The sequence below is a fragment of the Paraphotobacterium marinum genome (genome assembly GCF_002216855.1).
In the GTDB taxonomy this organism is placed as follows: domain Bacteria; phylum Pseudomonadota; class Gammaproteobacteria; order Enterobacterales; family Vibrionaceae; genus Paraphotobacterium; species Paraphotobacterium marinum.
Map to the genome: position 1 here is coordinate 997,506 of NZ_CP022355.1, position 21,444 is coordinate 1,018,949.

The following is a 21,444-nucleotide window of genomic DNA, read 5'->3' on the forward strand; positions in this document are numbered from 1 at the left end:
GAGAATGACGTGAAGAACATATACCAAGCAATTCGAGGAATGAATGATATTCTTCCAGACAAAATAAAATATTGGTCGTTTTTAGAAAATAAAATTAGAAGGATGATGATGGAACATAATTTCTTTGAAATTAGAACCCCATTACTCGAAAAAACACAGTTGTTTCAAAGAAGTGTCGGAGAGTCAACAGACGTGGTTGAAAAAGAAATGTATTCTTTTAATGATAAAAGTAATGAAAATATATCGCTAAGACCAGAAGGAACAGCTGGATGTATTAGAGCAGTAATTCAGCATGGTCTGATTCATAATCAAGAACAGAAGCTTTGGTATATGGGGCCGATGTATCGATATGAAAGACCACAAAAAGGAAGATATCGACAGTTTCATCAGTTTGGTGTGGAAGTTTTTGGTATTGAGGCTCCCTATATTGAAGTTGAAATACTAGGTATGTTAAATAACTTTTTATAAATCTTGGTTTAGGTGACTTTGTAAAACTTCAAATAAATACAATTGGTAATACAGAGTCTAGAGAGGCCTATAAAAAGGCACTCAAGACTTATTTTTTACAGCATATTGATTTTTTGGATGAAGATTCAAAACGCAGAGTTTATTCTAATCCACTACGTATTTTAGATAGTAAAATTAAAACCACACAAAAAATTGTCGAAAATGCTCCTAAATTTCATAGTGTACTTACAGAAAATGATAAAAATGAGTTTGAATTAGTGTGTGCTTCTTTGAAGGAGATAGGAGTTTCATTTGAAGTTAATGAACGTTTAGTTAGAGGGTTAGATTACTATAATGGTGTTGTTTTCGAGTGGGTTACAGACGCATTAGGTGCGCAAGGAACTGTTTGTGGTGGTGGACGATATGATGGTCTTGTTGAGCATCTGGGAGGTTCTAAAACACCTGGTTTTGGATTCGGACTTGGTATTGAAAGATTAGTCTTAATGCTTGAATCAATTGATGTGAATGTAAATTTACCAACAATAGATATATTTGTTATGACACAAAATGAATCAAATAAGCGGACAGCATTAAAGCTCTATTTTGATATAAAAAACAACTTTCCTGATAAACGAGTTTTCTTTAATCACAATAACGTTAGCTTTAAAAGGCAGTTTAAAAAAGCTAACTCTATGGGAGCTAACTTTGCTGTAATTATAGGTGACTCTGAAATATCAAACAAAAGAATAACTTTAAAAAATCTTATGGACGGCAATCAAAAAGATTATCCAAAAAATACATTTATGAGTGAGTTAAGGGAACAATTGGAGGCTTAAAGATGGAAGTATATACAACAGAAGATCAACAAGTTGATGCGATAAAGAGATGGTGTAAAAAATATCTAAAGTGGGTCGTGGTTATATTGGTTATAATTTTTGCCGCAATTCTTGTTAAAACCTTTTATCATCAAAGTGTATCAAAAGATAACTTGATTTCTGTGGATAATTTTGAAGTAATTCATAAAAAGCTCCAGAGTGATGAAGTTAGTAATGGTGTTATAAAAAACGCAAAAAATTATATTGAAAATAATAAAAATGAATATTCATCATTACTAAATTTAAATCTTTCTAAAGTATATGTGGAAAGGCAGAACTATAATGAGGCGATAAACTCTCTTAATTGGATTATTCATAATTCATCAGATGTTAATTTACTCAACATAGCTAAAGTACGGCTGGCAAGATTATATATTTTTAACTCTCAATTTGATTTAGCTAAAAATATCATTGGGACAATTAAATCTGAAAGTTGGAAGTTACAAAAAACTATTTTAATGGGTGATTTATATACAAAAGAAAACAAGTTTGATTTAGCAAAAAAAGAGTATCTAAAGGCTAAAAAATTAATCCAAATGTTCCATTAATTAATATAAAAATCAGTAATTTAAATAAGTGAGTTGATAATGTATAAAATAAATGCACGGATAACCCCTTTATTTTTGTCTTTAAGCTTGATTTTATTCGGGTGCTCTTCTGAAAAACCAGCTCATGAAATGTCACCATTACCAGTCGTTCAAAATCAATTCCAAATTAAAAATAATTGGAATAATAATATTGGAGATGGGTTCGGTAAATACTATTCTCAACAAAGCCCTGTTGAACAAAATGGAATCATTTACGTAGCCGATCGAAATGGAACGGTTGAGGCTATTGACGCTAACTCAGGAAAAGAAATTTGGGAACAGGAATTAAACTCTGATTCAGATGCTAAGCTTTCGGGTGGGATAAGTTTAGGTCAAAATGATTTATATATTGGAAGTGAAAGTGCCAAACTGTATTCTTTAAATTTAAAGTCAGGGAAAGTTAAATGGGTTATTGATACAAATAGTTCAGTTATTTCCAAACCAGTTGTTTATCAAGATTATGTTCTTGTTAATACAGATGGAGGCAACTTACAAGCTTTTGATAAGAATAACGGAAAAGAAATTTGGAACATAAAAACTTTTGAGCCTCCATTTTCTTTAAGATCTGCAAGCTCTATTACTATTCATGATAATAAGGTTTTTTGGGGTATGTCTAATGGCATGGTGGGAGTTGCAGAGTTAAAAACAGGAAATTTATTAAAACAAATACCAGTTGGAACACCAATTAATCAAACCCAAGTTGGTCAATTAATGGATGTGGATGCAACGCCGAAAGTTGTTGGAAATAATTTATATATACTTGGATACAACGGTGATTTGAACTCAATAAATTTATCAACTTATAAGTTTAATTGGAAAATTAAAACTTCATCAGCAAAAGATTTTGTTATAAAAGGGTCGAAAATCATCTTTGTAACATCTAGTGATGAAGTCCGATGTGTAGACTTGACATCCGGAAAAGACGTTTGGAAAAACTCCCAATTGGAGTATAGATTTTTAACTTCGCCAAGTATATTTAAAGACACGTTGATGGTTGGTGATATGGAAGGTTATCTGCATTGGATAAACATTAACACAGGCTTAATTGTAGCTCAAAAAGACTACGACTCAAAATTTTTGGTCCCGCCTTTGGATACTAAACAAGGTATTATTGCTTTTACTAGTAACGGTGACTTAATAAACGAACAAATAATTAATTAAGGTAAAGTATGGTACCAGTAATAGCTTTAGTCGGTCATTCGAATGTAGGTAAATCAACACTATTTAATCGCTTAACAAAGTCAAGAGATGCTTTAGTTGCTGATTTTCCCGGATTAACTCGAGATAGAAAATATGGGAAGGCAAATTTTAATAACTTTGATTATATTGTTATTGATACCGGTGGTGTAGATGGAGATGAGATTGGTATTGATTCAAAAATGTCTGAACAAACTCGACTTGCTATTGAAGAAGCTGATTTCGTTTATTTCTTAGTTGATGCAAAGTTAGGTATGAGTGTAAGTGATGAATTGCTTGCAGACTTCTTAAGAAAAAAGAATAAACCCTGTGCATTAGTAATAAATAAAACTGACTGTGTAGATTCTGAACAGATTGAGCATGAATATTATAGAATAGGAATTGATGAAAAGTTCTTAATTTCAGCTGCTCATAATAGGGGATTAAATAGGTTAATCAGTAAAACTTTAACTCCTTTTTTTGAATCTGAGATTGATGATGTTGAGGCTATGAAAATTAATTCAGATTCTACATTATTAGATGGTAGCCAAGAAGATAGCCTTGAAGAAAGACCTATTAAAATTGCCATAATAGGTAAACCAAACGTTGGGAAGTCGACGTTGATTAATAGAATACTGGGGGAAGAACGTGTTGTCGTATATGATGCGCCTGGAACCACTAGAGATTCTATTTACATTCCACTTGAAAGAAATGATACTAATTATATCCTAATTGATACTGCAGGTATCAGAAGAAGGAAAAATATAAAACAAAAAGTTGAAAAGTTTTCAATCGTTCAAACTTTAAAGTCAATAGAGGATTCCAATGTAGTTGTGTTTGTAGTAGATGCTCGGGAAAATATTACTGATCAAGATCTTAGTTTACTAGGATTTAGTCTAAACTCCGGTCGTTCCATAGTTATTGCTATCAATAAGTGGGATGGATTATCACAACAAAAAAAAGAAAGTATTAAGAGTGAAATTGATCGTAGATTAGGTTTTGTTGATTTTGCTAGAATTCACTTTATTTCTGCGCTACATGGTACAGGAGTTGGAAACTTATTTGCATCCATATCAGAAGCATTTGACTCTAGTACCAAACGTGTAAGTACATCAATGCTAACAAAAATTTTAAAAATGGCCACAGACGATCATCAGCCTCCATTAATTCGTAGTAGGAGAGTTAAGCTTAAATATGCTCATGCAGGTGGTTACAACCCACCAATTATTGTTATTCATGGTAATTTAGTTAAAGAGTTACCTGACTCCTATAAGAGATATTTAATGAATTATTTTAGAAAAACACTTGAGATTGTTGGTACACCAATAAAAATACAATTTCAAAATAGCGAGAACCCCTACGAGAAAAACCTTTCAGATAGAAGAAAAAGAATTTTAAGACATCTACAAAATAAAAAATCAAGAGGATAAATCTAAATTTATCCTCTATTACGGAATTATTATCTACTTAAAATCGAAATGCAGATTATGTAACTTATGCTTTCGGTGGTTTTAGTTATAAATGTTCTATTTTTATTTTTCTTGAAATTATACTATTGAAAATAAAAAATGAATCTTTATGAAAAAGGTCACTTTATAAAAGTATTAGAATTTTCTTCACTTTCCTTGTTTATTTAGATTCATTTTTTAACCTTTCAAATGTGAGGTTTTTTTATTGATAAAATCAATAGTACGAATGTTATTGATTATCTAATTAATGATTTTGACGATAAATTTTCTACGTTATTCAATATCAAAAGATATGGTTAAGTTGAGTGTTCCTTAGATAACTTTTAAAAAAATTAGAATAAACAAAGACTAGATATGTAGATATGGTTGAAATAGAAAAAGTTGGAATTGTTCTAAATAATAGAAATGATGATTTTTTGGGATTGTTTAATATTATATTGAATAAAAAAAATCTTCCTACATCCTCTTTTGAAGTGAGCAATAAATTTTTAGATGTTGCTGTTTTTTCTTACATGCACAAAGTCCTAAATGAAAGAGTGTGCATCGAGAGTCTATACCCTAGAATTATAATCCTTGGATAAAGTAGGTAATTTTGTATAAAAAGGAAAAAGAGACCTATTAAAATAGTAGTTAAAACAGGTGAGATTATCGGGTGTATAGTAAATATATTACATGTTAGGGGGTTAGATGCCATCAAAAAAATACCAGTCTTGTATATCAAGTTACTATTTAAAATAATGAGAAAGATATCCAAGAAGCAAGGTGGGTGATAAAAGGATAAAATTTTTTATGAATAAAGTTTAATAATTATTTGAGTTCTTTTTTATCATCAGTAATCAATTTCTCCTTCATACTAAAAAATGTTTCACTAACTTTTGTAGATGATAAAGAAACATCTTTTGTGCAAACCAAACAATATAGTAATTTTTAAAAAAGACAAAAATAAAGCCGGACTTATCCAGCTAAATACATGTTATAAATACTTGTTGTTTCTTCATATCTATGGCATGAGAACTTTTTTTATAATTTTTGTTATGTTAGTTCAATTTTGATTCAACGTACCCGGAAATATTTTGGAAACTTTTAAGCTCAAAGAGTTCTAGGGAAGCTAGCAAATGGTCAAAAATATCAGACTGAATTCCCTCATAATTAATCCAATTAGTATCATTGGTGAATATATATAATTGGATTGGTAATCCAATTGGAGTTGGATCTAAGTGTCTAACTAAAAATGTGAAATCGAACTTTATATCATCTCTACTTTTTAGGTATGCTTCAATATAAGCCCTATAGAGTCCAACATTTGTTAATTGTCTGCCATTGATTACATGTGAAGTATCTATTTTATTTTGGTTATTCTCGCTAGATATTTCTTTGTTTTTGGCAAAAATAATAGGTTTAAGTAATTCAATCTTTTCTAACTTTATTAATAACTCTTCGGAACAAAATTTAATGGTATCTATATTAATATATATGGAACGCTTAATCCTTCTACCACCGGAATCAGACATACCTCTCCAGTTTTGAACACTTGCGCTTGTTAACGATGTCGTTGGGATTGTTGCTATTGTTTTATCGAAGTTCCTGATCTTGACTGTATTTAAATTAAGTTCAATTACGTCGCCATCAACATGTTGTGAGGGTACAGTAATCCAGTCACCAACTCGCACCATATCCATTTGGGAGACTTGTATGCTTGAAACAAGGCCCATTAATGAGTCTTTGAATACTAATAAACCAATACCACCTAATGCACCTATACCAGCAATCAGAGATAGTAGACTTTTATCAATTACAATTGATATGGCCATTATAGTGGCAAAAACTGCAATAATAATTTTAACAACTTGTACATATACATGCATGGGTTGCTTTTCGAGGGACTTTACCTTATGTGGTAATTGCTTAAAACCGTCCAAACATCTAAAGAAAAAGACAGACACAACAAAAAGCAAATAAAGTTCAGCGGCAACTTGAATACCATTGACTAAATTATTTAAAGGTAATTTCTGGCTAGAGATTAAAGGGGAAGCCTTTAAAAAAACCAATCCAGGACCAATATGGGATAGCACTTTTATGACATCTTCATTAATAAAAAGTCCTAACAGCATACTTTTGGTTCTGGAAATTATTTTAGTAGCAATGGAGACAATATATTTTTTTAAAATGTAATTTACCAATAAGCTAATAATACAAATTCCAAAAAATATTATTATTGCTGAAAGGTATAGTGCAATATTATCACTAATTGATAAGTATTGTATGAGCCAGTTTGTAATTTGTGCATTCATTTATTATTCCTTTATGATGATGTTTATATATATTTTTTATATTTTTTATATTTTTATATTTTTATATTTTTAAAGATAATATTTAATTTAAAGATTATTATCAAGATAGATTTTTATACTTAAAATTATCATCTTAATTAATTTGGATAACTTTAGATACAATTTTTCCATCTTTAATGGTTGTTTCTATGTGTTCTCCACAAATAACATCTTTCTTAGATCTAATGACTTTTCTTTCGGAGTTAACTGTAATGGAATAACCTTTTTTAAAAATATCCAAAGGATTTAAGTGTGATAAGTGGTTTAATTTTTGATGACTCATATTTTTCTTTAAATCAACTATCTGAGCTAGAATTGAATTTAAAAGTATTTCTTTTTGTTGAAAAGAGTAGCCATACTTATTTATTTTTGAAACTACAATCTTATGATCTAATTCTAGATTTTTTGCTTGTATTTTATTAGTTAATTCTATGATTTTATTTAATATTAAATTATTTAGCTTCTCTGCAATATAATCATTTTTTTGAAAATTATTTTGAATGATTCTCGTGGGGTTTAAGCTATTTATTTGTTCACTTTTTTTTTCTAAACATAGATACTTTTCTTTTAACTTATTGGAAACAAGTCGTTCAATTTGATTTACTTTTCCGAAAATATCTGTAACTAATTTTACAATATCAACAGATATTATTTCTGCAGCAACAGAAGGTGTAGCTGCTCTCAAATCACAAATATAGTCAGTTATGGTGGTGTCAATCTCATGACCTACGGCAGAAATTATAGGTTTCTTGAAAGAAAATATTCTTCTGGCTAGTTTTTCACTATTAAATGACCATAAGTCTTCAAGACTTCCACCTCCACGAGTGATAATATAAACATCGCAAATATTCTCTTTTTCAGCTAATGCAATGTTATTTAGTAATGATTGTTCAGATTTCTCTCCTTGAACAATTGAAGAGTATAGATAAATTTCAAGAGAGGGATTTCGTCTCTTTAGCACATTCAATATATCATGAATGGCTGCACCAGTTTCTGAAGTAAAAACTCCAACTTTACCAATATTTTTCGGTAATGCTTTTTTATGAACTTTATCAAATAACCCTTCACTTGAAAGCTTTGTTTTTAATATTTCATATTGTCTTTTTAGTAAACCCTCACCAAATGGCTTCATTTTTTCAATGATCAACTGATAATCACCTCTAGCAGAATATAACGTCACTTTTGCTAAAACCATTATTTGATCACCATTAATAGGTTCAAATGATAAAAATTTATTTGAAGTTCTAAACATTGCACATTTGACTGAAGAAGTTGAGTCTTTTAATGAGAAATACCAATGCCCTGATATCGGCTTTGAAAGATTTGAAATTTCGCCAGTTAAATAAATGTGGTCAATATTATTTTCTAAAATTCTTTTTACAAGATTATTTAGTGATGAAACGGTATGTATTTTTGTACTGTCCATGAACTTTTTATTTAAAAAATCACATTGTTTAGTATTATACTTTTTTATAAATTAATGACTAGCAAATTTTAATTTATTAAAGTATAATTCTTCGGCAATATTATATACTTTAATGAGATATTGCCATGTTACGAATAAAAAAAGAAGCACTCACTTTTGATGATGTTTTACTAGTACCCGCACATTCAGAAGTCTTACCAAATGATGTTCAATTGTCAACAAGATTGACCCAAACCATTAATTTAAACATACCAATGGTCTCTGCAGCTATGGATACTGTCACGGAAGGTAGATTTGCAATTGCTCTAGCACAAGAAGGTGGAATTGGCTTTATCCATAAAAACATGTCAATCAAACAACAAGCCCAAGAAGTAAAAAAAGTTAAGCATTTTGAAGCTGGTGTAGTAAAGAAACCTATCGTTGTGAACCCAAATAATACAATTTTTGAAGTGAAAGAGTTAACACAGCGTTTTGGTTTTGCCAGTTTCCCTGTTATTGAAAATAATAAGTTAGTTGGTATTATAACAGGAAGAGATGTTCGTTTCGTACAAGATTTATCGATTACAGTTGATAAAGTCATGACCCCTCGCTCTCAATTAGCTACTGCTCCAGAAAATGCTTCGAGAAAAGAAGTTGAGCAAGTCATGCAAAATTATAGAGTTGAAAAAGTTCTTTTAGTTGATAAAAATGATTCATTGAAGGGCATGATTACAGCAAAAGATTTCCAAAAAGCTGAAAATAAGCCTAATTCATGTAAAGATGAATTAGGTAGGTTGAGAGTGGGTGCTGCTGTTGGTGCTGGAAAAGGGAATGAAGAGCGAATTGAAGCACTTGTGAATGCGGGTGTTGATGTGCTATTAATTGATTCGTCACATGGGCACTCAGAAGGTGTTCTCCAAAGAATTCGGGAAACAAGAGCAGCATACCCCAACCTTCAAATTATTGGTGGTAATGTTGCAACCAAAGAGGGAGCTGAGGCACTTATAAATGCTGGAGTAAACGCGGTAAAAGTTGGTATTGGCCCTGGTTCTATTTGCACAACTAGAATAGTGACTGGAGTAGGAGTTCCTCAAATAACAGCTATTTCAGATGCGGCTGAGATTGCACAAAAATATGATATCCCCGTCATTGCTGATGGTGGGATCAGGTTTTCAGGAGATATGTGTAAGGCTATTGTTGCTGGAGCATCGTGTGTAATGATGGGTTCAATGTTTGCTGGCACCGAAGAATCTCCAGGGGAAATTGAATTATATCAAGGTCGTTCTTATAAATCTTATCGAGGAATGGGATCTTTGGGAGCCATGAGTCAAGGTTCTTCAGATAGATATTTTCAATCTGATAATGCTTCGGATAAATTAGTTCCGGAAGGTATTGAGGGTAGGGTTGCTTATAAAGGTATGCTGAAAGAAATTGTCCATCAGCAAATAGGTGGATTAAGATCTTGTATGGGACTTACAGGCTCAGCAACAATTGAAGATCTTAGAACAAAAGCAGAATTCGTGAAAATTTCTGGTGCAGGGATAAAAGAATCTCATGTTCATGATGTGACAATTACAAAAGAAGCTCCAAACTATCGTCTTGGGTAAGGTATAATTTAAGAGAATAATTAATGAAAAATGTTGATAATATTTATAAAGATAAAATTTTAATTTTAGATTTTGGTTCACAATATACTCAATTAATTGCTAGAAAAGTTCGAGAAATAGGTGTTTATTGTGAGATATGGTCTTGGGATGTAGATTCTGAAGATATTAAAAAATTTAATCCAAATGGAATAATTCTATCTGGGGGACCGGAGAGTGTCACAGAAAACAATTCTCCTAGAGCATGTAATTATGTCTTTGAAGCAAATATACCTGTTTTAGGAATTTGTTATGGGATGCAGACGATGGCAAAACAACTTGGAGGTGAAGTTGAATCTTCTTCAGATAAAAGAGAGTTTGGTTATGCTCAAGTTAAAGTGACGCAAAAATGTTCATTAATTAAAAATATTGAAGATGCTGTTTCAAGTGATGATTATGGACTTCTAGATGTGTGGATGAGTCATGGAGACAAAGTAAAGTCAATTCCAAGTAGTTTTAAGAAAATTGGTGAAACTTCTAGTTGTCCTTACGCGATCATTAGTAATGAGGAAAAAAATTTTTTTGGTATTCAATTCCATCCTGAAGTAACTCATACAAAGCAAGGTAAAAGAATATTAGAAAATTTTGTTATTGATATATGTCAATGTGAGAAACTGTGGAGTTCGAGTTCAATTATTGATAATGCAATTAAACAAATCAAAGAAACAGTTGGCAACGATGAAGTTATTTTAGGATTATCTGGTGGAGTAGATTCTTCAGTTGTAGCAATGCTTGTTCATAGAGCAATTGGTAAAAGGTTAACCTGTGTTTTCGTTGACAATGGTTTATTACGCTTAAATGAAGCAGATCAAGTTATGGATATGTTTGGTGATCATTTTGGTCTGAACATAAAGAAAATCGATGCTGAAAATATGTTCCTAGACTCTTTGAAAGGAATAAATGATCCTGAGGAAAAGAGAAAAGCAATTGGACATACTTTTATAGATGTCTTTGATAGAGAATCTAAAAAAATTGAAAATGCTAAATGGCTTGCTCAAGGAACAATTTATCCAGATGTAATTGAATCAGCAGCATCAAAGACAGGTAAAGCCCATGTAATTAAATCACATCATAATGTTGGTGGTTTGCCAGATGATATGGAATTAGGTCTTGTCGAGCCTTTAAAAGAATTATTTAAAGATGAGGTTAGAAAAATTGGTCTTGAGCTTGGTTTACCACACAGCATGTTGTATAGACATCCGTTTCCTGGTCCAGGTTTAGGGGTCAGAGTTTTAGGTGAAATTAAAAAAGAATATTGTGAACTTTTAAGAAAGGCAGATCATATTTTTATAGAAGAATTAATAAAAAATGAGTTATATCATAAAGTTTCGCAAGCTTTTGCAGTATTTTTACCAGTAAAATCTGTTGGAGTTATGGGTGATGGAAGAAAATATGATTGGGTTATATCTTTGAGAGCTGTAGAAACTGTTGATTTTATGACTGCTCATTGGGCTCAATTACCTTATGATTTTTTAGGACACGTATCCAATAGAATAATTAACGAAGTTTCCGGAATTTCAAGAGTTGTATATGATATTTCAGGTAAACCACCAGCCACTATTGAATGGGAATAACTTGATTATCCAGTTAATTAGTCATAGTTTGTTAGAATTTGTTATTGAGCAAGGATAGTGAAAAATAAAAAATTATGAATTAGACTGTAAATAAAAAAGGCTTTCAACTGAAAGCCTTTGAAAGAATCAAGGATAAATAAATTCTTTATACATACGCTTGTAGCTAATAAATTAGCTTTGGTCGACAAGCAATATTTAAGACATTAAAAAATTATAAAAGTTCCATCTAATATTAATAATATGTTATTTTTTTATTAAAATGTCATGTTATTGTTTTATTTTGTTAAATAAATGTAAATAATTGTTATGAATCATCACTTTTTTATGAAAAAAGCATATAAATTAGCTGAATACGCAAGATCTCTAGGGGAGGTTCCCGTAGGAGCTGTATTGGTTGAAAATAACGAGATTTTTTCTGAAGGCTGGAACTTTTCAATTTCTTCGAATGATTGTACCGCACATGCTGAAATTATGGCACTTAGAAACGCATGTTTAAAAAAGAATAACTATAGATTGAATAAAAATTTTTCATTATATGTGACTTTAGAACCATGTAGCATGTGTCTTGGGGCATTAATACATAGTAGAATCGGTAAGATTATTTATGGAGCAAGTGATCCTAAGACTGGGACACTAGGAGGTAAATTAAATTTACTTAATGAGGGGGTCTCTAATACAAAAATAGAAATTATTCATAATATTGAACAAGAATTATGTAAAAATATCCTTCAAGATTTTTTTCGCGCAAGAAGAAAAAAAACTAAGTAGGAAATTCATCTTGATTTAAAAAGTGAAAAATCCTTTCTCGGGCAAGACATTTTTTGTGATTATGTTTAAGCATTTTCCTTCTGTTGTTTAGACAGGTTCTTCTTATAAATAAAGAATTTTTTTTCATAAATTTTAAATTTTTTAAATAAACATCATTCAATAATAGCTTTAAAATATAATAATGCAAACGGTTGCGTTTTCATTTACATCTATGTATAAGATCATCTATAATAAGGTCCTCAAAGAAAACGTGATTAAAACAATCATTTTAAATCTAATTCAATGACCAGAAGAGAATTATTTGCATGAAAGTAATATATGGCTCGATAGCATTATCTGATTTCCGCATTACAAAACTATTAAATAAGTGTAAAGAATTAAAAGTGCCTGTTGAAAATATACAAGCCCGTTACGTACATTTTATTGATATTGAAGAAACACTTAGTGAAAATGAACATATAAAACTAGAAAAGCTTTTATGTTACGGAGATAAATTTAATTCTGTTTCAAATGATGATGATTCTCTTTTTGTATTACCCAGATATGGAACTATTTCACCATGGTCATCAAAAGCAACAGATATAGTGCATAATTGTGATTTAACAAAAGTTAGAAGAGTTGAAAGAGGCATTCAATATGTAATTCACTCGAAGGGCTTAAATGATTCAGAAAAAAACAAATTAAAAAACCTATTACATGATCGAATGATCGAAACTGTTGAGTTTGAAATTGATAATGCACAAAAACTTTTTGATGTTGAGCGACCTAAACCATTATCGGAAATTCAGCTGTTAGAAAAAGGTAAAGGCGTTCTTTATGAAACAAATAAATCAATGGGCCTAGCACTTGCTGAGGATGAAATAGATTATTTGTATGATAAATTTATCAAAATGAATAGGAATCCAACCGATGTGGAGTTGATGATGTTTGCTCAAGCAAACTCAGAGCATTGTCGTCATAAAATTTTTAATGCTAAATGGTCTATAGATGGCGTAGAGCAAGATAAGTCACTGTTTCAAATGATTAAAAATACCTACAATCAAGATAATGATTATGTTTTATCTGCTTACAAAGATAATGCTGCCGTCATGAAAGGTTCAACTGCAGGTAGATTCTTCCCAGATAGTTCTAGTCATTCATTTGGTTATTCAAATGAAAATGTTGAAATATTGATGAAAGTTGAAACTCATAATCACCCAACTGCAATTTCACCATGGCCTGGAGCAGCTACAGGATCAGGTGGAGAAATTAGAGATGAGGGTGCGACAGGTGTTGGTGGAAAGCCCAAAGCAGGCTTAGTTGGATTTAGTGTCTCAAATTTAAATATTCCTAACTTTATTCAACCTTGGGAGTCGGATTTTGGTCGACCTGATCGAATTGTGAGCCCACTTGATATTATGATTGAAGGACCTCTGGGAGGTGCTGCTTTTAATAATGAATTTGGTAGAGCTAATATTTTAGGTTACTTCAGAACATATGAAGAAAGAGTTAATTCTTTTAATGGGCTAGAAGTGAGAGGATATCATAAGCCTATCATGATTGCCGGAGGACTAGGAAACATTCGTACGGAAGACATTCAAAAGAAATGGACAACTATTCCACTTGGTTCTAAGGTTATCATTCTAGGTGGTCCTGCAATGAATATTGGATTAGGCGGTGGTGCAGCATCATCGATGTCATCTGGAACATCAGATCAACTATTAGACTTTGCTTCTGTACAACGTGATAACCCTGAAATGGAAAGAAGATGTCAGGAAGTGATTGATCGATGTTGGCAACTAGGTGATAGAAACCCAATATGTTTTATCCATGATGTGGGAGCTGGAGGAGTTTCAAATGCATTACCCGAGTTGGTAAATGATGGAAACCGAGGTGGTGCATTTCAATTGAGAGATATTCCGAATGATGAACCTAGTATGAGTCCTTTAGAAGTTTGGTGTAATGAATCGCAAGAAAGATATGTATTGGCTATTGAAGAAAAAAATTTATCAATATTTGATGATATTTGTAAAAGAGAAAAAGCTCCATATGCCGTTGTAGGAGATGTCACTGAAACTAAACAACTATTATTACAAGATAGTGAATTTTCAAATAACCCTGTTGATCTTTCATTAGATATATTATTAGGTAAACCACCAAAACTTGAAATATCAGTTGACACTCTTAAACCAGCAGGAGATGAATTAGATACTGATAACTTATCGTTGAAAGAAACTGTAAAGAGAATACTAACTTTACCAGCAGTAGCAGATAAATCTTTTCTTATTACTATTGGAGATAGAAGTGTTTCTGGGATGGTTGCAAGAGACCAAATGGTAGGACCTTGGCAAATACCTGTTTCAAACTGTGGAGTTACAGCAGCAAGTTTTGATACTTATCATGGCGAAGCTATGGCCATAGGAGAAAGAGCTCCGGTAGCATTATTAAATTTTGAAGCATCTGCAAGGTTAGCTGTTTCTGAAGCGATTACAAACATAGCTTGTTCCGATATTGGAGATTTTAAGCGAATTAACTTATCTGCAAACTGGATGTCAGCAGCCGACCATCCTGGCGAAGGTGCTGGATTATATCGTGCAGTTGAAGCAATAGGGGAACAGCTTTGCCCAGAGTTAAATTTAACAATACCTGTTGGTAAAGACTCAATGTCAATGAAAACACAGTGGCAAGAAAATGGAGAAATAAAAGAGGTTACATCTCCTTTATCGCTAGTGATAACAGCATTTGCAAGGGTAAAGGATATTAGAAATACAGTAACTCCAGAACTGAACCCAGATATAAAAGATACAAGTTTATGGCTCATTGATTTAGGCGAAGGTCGTAATCGTCTGGGGGGATCTGCACTTGCTCAAGTTTACAAAAAATTAGGTACTGAAACCCCAGATTTAAATAATCCGTCACTGTTGAGAGGTTTTTTTAACACAATTCAATCTTTGATTAAAAATGAAATACTTTTATCTTATCATGACCGAAGTGATGGTGGTTTATTCGTTACTTTGTCAGAAATGAGTTTTGCAAGTAGAATTGGTATAGATATAGAAATCGGTTATTCTGAAAGTAATCCAATTGAGGAACTTTTTAATGAAGAGCTTGGTGCTGTCATTCAAATAGAAAACTCAAAAGTTGACTTAGTTAAAGATATACTGAAAAAAAATGGACTTTTACATTGTTTTAAAAAAATTGGTCAAGCGAATACTTCTAGAGATATTAAAATATTTAGTCATGGAGCCAAGATTTTTCAATCAAGTATAATAGAATTGAAAGCTTTGTGGTCTGAAACGTCATATCAAATTAAAATGCTTAGAGATAATCCAGAATCTGTTGCACAAGAAAAAGAAATTGATTTGGACTCTGATAATCCAGGTTTAAATTGTTCGCTCACATTTGATATAAAGAATAACAGCGTTCCTAGTTTATTAACTGGAAGTAAGCCCAAAGTAGCTATTTTAAGAGAACAAGGTGTTAATTCTCAGTCTGAAATGGCTGCAGCTTTTGATCGGGCTGGTTTTGATGCTGTAGATGTACATATGTCAGATTTGATAAATGGTTCAAAGAATCTAAGTAAATTTAATGGATTAGCTGCTTGCGGTGGATTTTCTTACGGAGATGTTTTAGGTGCAGGGGAGGGATGGGCAAAAACAATTTTATTTAAAGATGAACTTGCTAAACAATTTGAAATGTTTTTCCATCGTGATAATACTTTTTCCCTTGGGGTATGTAACGGATGTCAAATGATGTCTAATTTGAAAGATTTGATTCCTGGAGCTCATTTTTGGCCAAAATTTGTAAAAAATACTTCAGAACAATTTGAAGCACGATTTAGTCTTGTTAAAGTTAGAGATAATAAATCAAAATTATTTACCGATATGTCAGGTTCCACCATCCCAATTGTTGTTTCTCATGGAGAAGGGAGAGTCGAGTTTGCAAAAAAAGAACATTACGAACTGGCTCGAAAAGAGAATGCTATTGTTCTAAACTTTATAGACAACTATGGTAAAGTAACAGATAAATATCCTGCAAATCCGAATGGCTCTATGGATGGTGTGACTGGACTTTGTTCTCTTGATGGAAGAGCAACGATCATGATGCCACACCCAGAAAGAGTTTTTAGAACTGTAAGTAATTCATGGCATCCTTCTGATTGGGAAGAAGATAGTCCTTGGATGAAAATATTTAGAAATGCTAGATTATCGATTAAATAAATTTTGCTGTTAGAAGGATTTCAAATGAAAAAAATAGAAGCAATTATTAAGCCTTTTAAATTAGATGATGTACGAGAAGCTCTTTCAGAGCTAGGTGTGTCTGGAATGACTGTTACTGAAGTAAAAGGCTTTGGACGTCAAAAAGGACATACGGAGCTTTATAGAGGTGCAGAGTATATGGTTGATTTTTTGCCGAAAGTTAAGCTAGAAATTGTTGTTTCAAATGAGATGTTAGATGAATGTATAGAGAAGATTGTTGATTCTGCACATACTGGAAAAATAGGTGACGGTAAATTGTTTATTCAAAATATAGATAGAGTTATTCGGGTTCGTACTGGCGAAGAAAACGAAGAAGCTATTTAACTTTGAGGAATATTTATGCATTGTCCTTTTTGTAAAAATAAAGAGACTAAAGTAGTTGACTCTAGATTAGTGGATCATGGTTCACAGGTTAAAAGAAGAAGGCAATGCATGAAGTGTGATGGTAGGTTTACAACATTCGAAAGCGCTGAATTATTTTTACCTTTTATTTTAAAAAGAAATGGCAATCGGGAGCAATTCCAAATAGAAAAATTAAAAAAAGGAGTTTTAAGATCATTGGAAAAAAGACCTGTAAGTACTGATGTAATCGAAGGAATGCTAGCAGATATCTCCTTTGAATTAAGAGTTAAAGGTGAGAGAGAAATTGATTCGAAATTTTTGGGCATTCTTGTGATGGATGCTTTAAAAAAAATAGATCATGTTGCATACATACGCTTTGCATCAGTCTACTTATCATTTGAAGATATTGGTGAGTTTATTACAGAAATTAATAAATTAAAAAGTCACTAGAGATACTTAAGAATCTTACTTATGTTAGATAATGTAATTAACAAATGTATTGAGCTGCTCAATTATAAAAAATTTTTTTCTAACAGAAACAAAGTTCTAATTCTTTTCACAAAAGAAAAAATAATTTATTTTGATATTGAAATAAATTTACAGACACTTATAGATAAAATTCCGGATAAATTATTAATACCTGGTTCCTTTGATGTTTTCCTTTCTTTAGAACCGACAAATAAAAAAGATGTTTTTACATTTAGTAGCTTTTTAAGTAACTTCAATGTGAGTAACATTTTTATAGGGACATCTGTTGGAGGCAATGACAGAAAGTATAAGAAAGTCTTTTCTGCTGAAATTGATTATTATTATAAATCTTACCTTTTCACAATGAACAATGACTCACCTTCAGTTACGCTTAAATTAGGTGTAAGTTTAGATGGAAAAATTGCTCTTGCTAATGGAGAAAGCAAATGGATAACGTCAAAAAAATCGAGAGCAGATGTTCAATTGTACAGGGCTAGTTGCGATGCATTAATATCATCAAGCACAACTATTATAAAAGACAATGCAAGCTTGAACGTAAGGATAAATGAGTTTCCTCAAATAGTTAGAATGGAAACTGATGAAAGTACTATAAATGAGCCAATTATTGTTATTTTAGATAGACAAAATAACTTAACACCCAATTTAAATGTTTTTAAAAAGAACAAAAATATTATTATTTTTAATTTAGTTAAAAATGATAATATTATAGACTCAAATATTATTCAAATTCAGATTCCAAGAGAATATTGTAAAGAAAATAAAATAGACTTGAGCTATGTACTCAAAACCCTTAAAGATTTCAATATAGATCAAGTTTTAATTGAATGTGGCTCAAAACTTGCTTCTTCATTTTTGAAACAAAGAAAAGTTAATGAATTAGTACTTTACCAGGCACCGAAGATTATGGGAGGGGATTCTTTTAGTATGTTTGGTCCTATGGGATATACTAATATGAATGAAGTTATTAAATTGAGTATTTTAGATATTACTTTAATAGGGGAAGATCTAAAAACTGTCTATGAGGTTAAGTATGAGTAAAATTTCGCACCATCTGGATCAGATAAAATTTAGTTCAATTGAAGAAATTTTGGATGACTTCAAACAAGGCAAGATGGTAATAATGGTTGATGATGAAGACCGAGAAAACGAGGGAGATTTGATTGTTGCATCTGAAAAGATCTCGCCTGATAAGATAAACTTCATGAGTAAATATGGACGTGGTCTAATTTGTTTAACTTTGACTTCTGAAAAAACTGATGCACTGAACTTGCCATTGATGGTTTCAAATAATTCTGAGCAATATGGTACAAATTTTACGGTTTCCATTGAAGCTGCTAAAGGTGTAACAACTGGAATATCGGCACATGATCGCGCGACTACAGTTTTAGCAGCGATTGATAATAATGCTACAGAGATGGATATTGTTATGCCAGGTCATATTTTTCCCCTTCGAGCACAACCAGGAGGTGTTCTAACACGTGCAGGGCACACAGAAGCTGGCTGTGATTTGGCTAGATTATCTGGATTAACTCCCTCTAGCGTGATTGTTGAAATCCTAAATGATGATGGAACTATGGCTAGAAGAGACGATTTAATGAAATTTTCAAAGTTACATAAAATCAAGATAGGTACTATTGCTGATTTAATCGAATATAGAAATATTAAAGAAACTACTATTGAAAAAATTTCTGAAATTGATGTTGATACAATGCATGGTATTTTTTCGCTTCACACTTACAAAGATTTAATTGATGGTCGTCTTCACTATGCCCTTAAAAAGGGAGATATAGGTTCCAATACATTGGTTAGAGTTCATTTGCAAGATACAATGGCTGATATTTTTCAAATAAAAAACTTTTCAGATAGTTTGTGGTCTCTTCAAAGCTCAATGAAAAAAATCTCTGAAGAAGGTGGGGTTTTAGTTTTTATTAGTAATGAACAAAAAGAAGCTAATTTTTTAAATAAAGTTAAGAAAAATGAAATTAATAGTCGTACATGTCAACAAGTTTCAAGAAACATTGGAGTTGGTTCCCAAATATTGTCCGACTTAAATGTTTCAACTATGAGGTTAATATCTTCCAGTGATCAAAAGTACCACGCTTTGTCAGGTTTTGGTTTAGAAATTACTGAGTATATAACTAAATAAATAATATATTTTTAGTATTAAAATATGATAAGATGCATCCATTTTTATATTGAGGGGATAATAAGGTATGAATATTATTGAAGGTGGTTTTATTAATAAAGAAGCAAAAGTTGCTATTGTCATAGCAAGATTTAATAGCTTTATCAATGAAAGTCTTTTGATAGGTGCCAAAGAGGTTTTGTTGAGACAAGGCTGTTTAGATGAAAAGAATATTACAATTGTCAAATGCCCTGGTGCTTATGAAATTCCTTTAATTACAAAAAAAATTGCAAAAACAAAAAAATATGATGCTATTATTGCTCTAGGTAGTGTTATTAGAGGAGGTACACCTCATTTCGAATATGTGTCCAGTGCTTGTAACTCAGGTTTAATGAATGTTGGATTGGAGCATGAAGTTCCAGTTGCCTTCGGTGTTTTGACTGTAGATTCAATAGAGCAAGCTATTGAAAGAGCTGGAACAAAAGCTGGAAATAAAGGTGAAGAAGCGGCTTTAAGCGCCCTTGAAATGATTAGTGTCCTATCAAAAATTTAAATTATGAGTAAAAGAATGAAACCTCAAGCTAGAAGAAATGCAAGACATTTTGCTACACAAGCAATATATTCATGGCAAATTACCCAAGATAATCCGGAATATATTAAAAATCTTTTTTTATCTAAAGAAAAGTTAGATGAAGAGCAGTATCATGAGTCTGAACCAAGCTTCACCGATAAAAATACAGACATTGACTATTTTGAAAAAATATTTTCTGGAGTGATTGATAATTACTCTAAGCTTGATAGTAAAATGATGCCATTTCTTTCAAGGCCAATTCAAGATTTAGATTTTATGGAATTAGCTATTTTAAGACTATCAATGTTTGAGTTATTATTTTGTAAAGATGTACCCTATAAAGTAGTAATTAATGAGTCAATTGAATTAGCAAAAACATTTGCATCGGATGATAGTCATAAATTTGTAAATGGCGTATTAGATAAAGCTATCATTTATACAAGAAAAGATGAAAGAGTTTGAGTTAATCGAAAAGTACTTTAAAAATCAGAGTTTCTCTAGAAGTGACGTTCTAAAGGGGATTGGTGATGATTGTGCAGTTTTAAATCCTTCTTCTAAAATAGTTGTTTCAACAGATACTCTTGTAGAAGGAACTCATTTTCTTAAAAATATTACCCCTTATGATTTGGGGTATAAATCCTTAGCTGTTAATCTCAGTGATATTGCAGCAATGTGCTGTAATCCTAGTTGGGCCTTATTATCGATTACATTACCAAATATTTCTGAAATGTGGATGAGAGATTTTGTGCTGGATATAAGGTGCTTTTAGAACAACATAATGTGCAGTTAGTAGGTGGTGATACCACTAAAGGCCCCTTAAGTATTACTTGGACAGTTATGGGTAGTAGTCAAAACAAAATTGCATTAAGATCATCTGCTAAAGTTGATGAACTAGTATTCGTTACTGGCAATATTGGTGATAGTTTTGTTGGTTTAGAGGTTTTATTAAATCACCCTACAGAAATGCAAGAAGAAGTTAAAGACTATTTTATTAGAAAGCATTTGCATCCTGTTCCTAGAATTGATTTAGCACAAAAATTAAGAACATTTATTTCTGCTTGTATTGATGTTTCTGATGGGTTGTATAGTGAACTAAGTCATATTGCTGAAAAATCAAACAAACATATTTGTATTGATATTGAAAAATTACCTACTTCTAAAAATTATAAAAAATTAGGCTATGGTGAAGAAATAGCTCTGTCTAGTGGTGAAGAATATGAGTTGTGTTTTACGGCACCAAAAGAGAACTTTCAAGAGATTCAAAAAATTTCTAAAATAACTAATATAAATATATCTTGTATTGGAACTGTCTGTGAAGGAAAAGGAGTAAGTTTTAAAAAAGATGAGAAAGAAATAAAATCCTTAAATTTAAAAACTTACGAGCACTTTTCTAGTTATTAACATA

20 protein-coding genes are annotated in these 21,444 nt (G+C 31.5%); 18 read left to right on the forward strand and 2 right to left on the reverse strand.

Annotated elements, in window-relative coordinates:
* The first annotated feature begins 9 nt into the window (after nt 1-9).
* From CF386_RS13340 to CF386_RS05240, 6 genes are all read left to right on the forward strand, one after another.
* Nucleotides 10-468, forward strand: a complete 459-nt coding sequence (locus CF386_RS13340) for an ATP phosphoribosyltransferase regulatory subunit (protein WP_264080460.1) — start codon at nt 10-12, stop codon at nt 466-468.
* A gap of 41 nt (nt 469-509) precedes the next feature.
* The gene (locus CF386_RS13345; RefSeq protein WP_318778974.1) at nt 510-1,283 is read left to right on the forward strand and encodes an ATP phosphoribosyltransferase regulatory subunit; all 774 of its coding nucleotides are present in this window, start codon (nt 510-512) and stop codon (nt 1,281-1,283) included.
* Between the two features lie 2 nt (nt 1,284-1,285).
* Complete coding sequence (locus CF386_RS05225; protein ID WP_089073355.1) at nt 1,286-1,870, forward strand: YfgM family protein; 585 nt, start codon at nt 1,286-1,288, stop codon at nt 1,868-1,870.
* Nucleotides 1,871-1,909: 39 nt separating this feature from the next.
* Nucleotides 1,910-3,070: an outer membrane protein assembly factor BamB gene (bamB, locus tag CF386_RS05230; RefSeq protein WP_089073356.1), complete on the forward strand. Its 1,161-nt coding sequence runs from the start codon at nt 1,910-1,912 to the stop codon at nt 3,068-3,070.
* Nucleotides 3,071-3,078: 8 nt separating this feature from the next.
* Nucleotides 3,079-4,515 (forward strand): ribosome biogenesis GTPase Der, encoded by a 1,437-nt coding sequence (gene der, locus CF386_RS05235; RefSeq protein WP_089073357.1) that lies wholly within the window; start codon nt 3,079-3,081, stop codon nt 4,513-4,515.
* Nucleotides 4,516-4,916: 401 nt separating this feature from the next.
* Complete coding sequence (locus CF386_RS05240; protein WP_089073358.1) at nt 4,917-5,135, forward strand: hypothetical protein; 219 nt, start codon at nt 4,917-4,919, stop codon at nt 5,133-5,135.
* A 456-nt stretch (nt 5,136-5,591) separates the two neighbouring features.
* On the opposite strand, the gene CF386_RS05245 is transcribed toward CF386_RS05240, so the two are convergent.
* Nucleotides 5,592-6,845 (reverse strand): mechanosensitive ion channel family protein, encoded by a 1,254-nt coding sequence (locus CF386_RS05245; RefSeq protein ID WP_089073359.1) that lies wholly within the window; start codon nt 6,843-6,845, stop codon nt 5,592-5,594.
* 133 nt (nt 6,846-6,978) lie between these two features.
* Nucleotides 6,979-8,310: an exodeoxyribonuclease VII large subunit gene (gene xseA, locus CF386_RS05250; protein WP_089073360.1), complete on the reverse strand. Its 1,332-nt coding sequence runs from the start codon at nt 8,308-8,310 to the stop codon at nt 6,979-6,981.
* A gap of 125 nt (nt 8,311-8,435) precedes the next feature.
* Between xseA and guaB the strand changes: the two genes are divergently transcribed.
* From guaB to thiL, 12 genes are all read left to right on the forward strand, one after another.
* The gene (gene guaB, locus CF386_RS05255; RefSeq protein ID WP_089073361.1) at nt 8,436-9,896 is read left to right on the forward strand and encodes an IMP dehydrogenase; all 1,461 of its coding nucleotides are present in this window, start codon (nt 8,436-8,438) and stop codon (nt 9,894-9,896) included.
* 23 nt (nt 9,897-9,919) lie between these two features.
* Entirely contained in the window at nt 9,920-11,506 is a 1,587-nt protein-coding gene (guaA, locus tag CF386_RS05260; RefSeq protein ID WP_089073362.1) for a glutamine-hydrolyzing GMP synthase, read from the forward strand.
* A gap of 306 nt (nt 11,507-11,812) precedes the next feature.
* A complete protein-coding gene (gene tadA / locus CF386_RS05265; RefSeq protein WP_089073363.1) occupies nt 11,813-12,274 on the forward strand; it encodes a tRNA adenosine(34) deaminase TadA in 462 nt (153 codons plus the stop codon).
* A gap of 305 nt (nt 12,275-12,579) precedes the next feature.
* Nucleotides 12,580-16,473 carry a phosphoribosylformylglycinamidine synthase gene (gene purL, locus CF386_RS05270; RefSeq protein ID WP_089073364.1) on the forward strand — a complete coding sequence of 1,298 codons (3,894 nt, stop codon included), beginning with the start codon at nt 12,580-12,582 and terminating at the stop codon, nt 16,471-16,473.
* Between the two features lie 24 nt (nt 16,474-16,497).
* Complete coding sequence (locus CF386_RS05275) at nt 16,498-16,836, forward strand: P-II family nitrogen regulator (protein ID WP_089073365.1); 339 nt, start codon at nt 16,498-16,500, stop codon at nt 16,834-16,836.
* A gap of 15 nt (nt 16,837-16,851) precedes the next feature.
* Nucleotides 16,852-17,304: a transcriptional regulator NrdR gene (gene nrdR, locus CF386_RS05280; protein WP_089073366.1), complete on the forward strand. Its 453-nt coding sequence runs from the start codon at nt 16,852-16,854 to the stop codon at nt 17,302-17,304.
* Between the two features lie 21 nt (nt 17,305-17,325).
* Nucleotides 17,326-18,381 (forward strand): bifunctional diaminohydroxyphosphoribosylaminopyrimidine deaminase/5-amino-6-(5-phosphoribosylamino)uracil reductase RibD, encoded by a 1,056-nt coding sequence (gene ribD, locus CF386_RS05285; protein ID WP_089073367.1) that lies wholly within the window; start codon nt 17,326-17,328, stop codon nt 18,379-18,381.
* A gap of 22 nt (nt 18,382-18,403) precedes the next feature.
* Nucleotides 18,404-19,489, forward strand: a complete 1,086-nt coding sequence (ribB, locus tag CF386_RS05290; protein ID WP_089073767.1) for a 3,4-dihydroxy-2-butanone-4-phosphate synthase — start codon at nt 18,404-18,406, stop codon at nt 19,487-19,489.
* A 67-nt stretch (nt 19,490-19,556) separates the two neighbouring features.
* Nucleotides 19,557-20,021: a 6,7-dimethyl-8-ribityllumazine synthase gene (ribH, locus tag CF386_RS05295; RefSeq protein WP_089073368.1), complete on the forward strand. Its 465-nt coding sequence runs from the start codon at nt 19,557-19,559 to the stop codon at nt 20,019-20,021.
* A 3-nt stretch (nt 20,022-20,024) separates the two neighbouring features.
* On the forward strand, nt 20,025-20,501 hold the full coding sequence (gene nusB / locus CF386_RS05300) for a transcription antitermination factor NusB (RefSeq protein WP_089073369.1): 477 nt from the start codon (nt 20,025-20,027) through the stop codon (nt 20,499-20,501).
* Nucleotides 20,488-20,808, forward strand: coding sequence for a thiamine-phosphate kinase (locus CF386_RS05305; RefSeq protein ID WP_089073768.1), 321 nt, complete (start codon nt 20,488-20,490; stop codon nt 20,806-20,808). Before nusB ends, CF386_RS05305 begins: the two co-directional genes overlap by 14 nt.
* Nucleotides 20,799-21,440: a thiamine-phosphate kinase gene (gene thiL / locus CF386_RS05310; protein WP_158522306.1), complete on the forward strand. Its 642-nt coding sequence runs from the start codon at nt 20,799-20,801 to the stop codon at nt 21,438-21,440. The genes CF386_RS05305 and thiL overlap by 10 nt, the downstream gene beginning before the upstream one ends.
* The last annotated feature ends 4 nt before the right edge of the window (nt 21,441-21,444 follow it).

Bases quoted from the DNA above. Each gene is read 5' to 3' on its own strand.
- CF386_RS05225 (WP_089073355.1), top strand. From the start codon at position 1,286: ATGGAAGTATATACAACAGAAGATCAACAAGTTGATGCGATAAAGAGA.
- bamB (WP_089073356.1), top strand. From the start codon at position 1,910: ATGTATAAAATAAATGCACGGATAACCCCTTTATTTTTGTCTTTAAGC.
- der (WP_089073357.1), top strand. From the start codon at position 3,079: ATGGTACCAGTAATAGCTTTAGTCGGTCATTCGAATGTAGGTAAATCA.
- CF386_RS05240 (WP_089073358.1), top strand. From the start codon at position 4,917: ATGGTTGAAATAGAAAAAGTTGGAATTGTTCTAAATAATAGAAATGAT.
- CF386_RS05245 (WP_089073359.1), bottom strand. From the start codon at position 6,845: ATGAATGCACAAATTACAAACTGGCTCATACAATACTTATCAATTAGT.
- xseA (WP_089073360.1), bottom strand. From the start codon at position 8,310: ATGGACAGTACAAAAATACATACCGTTTCATCACTAAATAATCTTGTA.
- guaB (WP_089073361.1), top strand. From the start codon at position 8,436: ATGTTACGAATAAAAAAAGAAGCACTCACTTTTGATGATGTTTTACTA.
- guaA (WP_089073362.1), top strand. From the start codon at position 9,920: ATGAAAAATGTTGATAATATTTATAAAGATAAAATTTTAATTTTAGAT.
- tadA (WP_089073363.1), top strand. From the start codon at position 11,813: ATGAATCATCACTTTTTTATGAAAAAAGCATATAAATTAGCTGAATAC.
- purL (WP_089073364.1), top strand. From the start codon at position 12,580: ATGAAAGTAATATATGGCTCGATAGCATTATCTGATTTCCGCATTACA.
- CF386_RS05275 (WP_089073365.1), top strand. From the start codon at position 16,498: ATGAAAAAAATAGAAGCAATTATTAAGCCTTTTAAATTAGATGATGTA.
- nrdR (WP_089073366.1), top strand. From the start codon at position 16,852: ATGCATTGTCCTTTTTGTAAAAATAAAGAGACTAAAGTAGTTGACTCT.
- ribD (WP_089073367.1), top strand. From the start codon at position 17,326: ATGTTAGATAATGTAATTAACAAATGTATTGAGCTGCTCAATTATAAA.
- ribH (WP_089073368.1), top strand. From the start codon at position 19,557: ATGAATATTATTGAAGGTGGTTTTATTAATAAAGAAGCAAAAGTTGCT.
- nusB (WP_089073369.1), top strand. From the start codon at position 20,025: ATGAGTAAAAGAATGAAACCTCAAGCTAGAAGAAATGCAAGACATTTT.
- CF386_RS05305 (WP_089073768.1), top strand. From the start codon at position 20,488: ATGAAAGAGTTTGAGTTAATCGAAAAGTACTTTAAAAATCAGAGTTTC.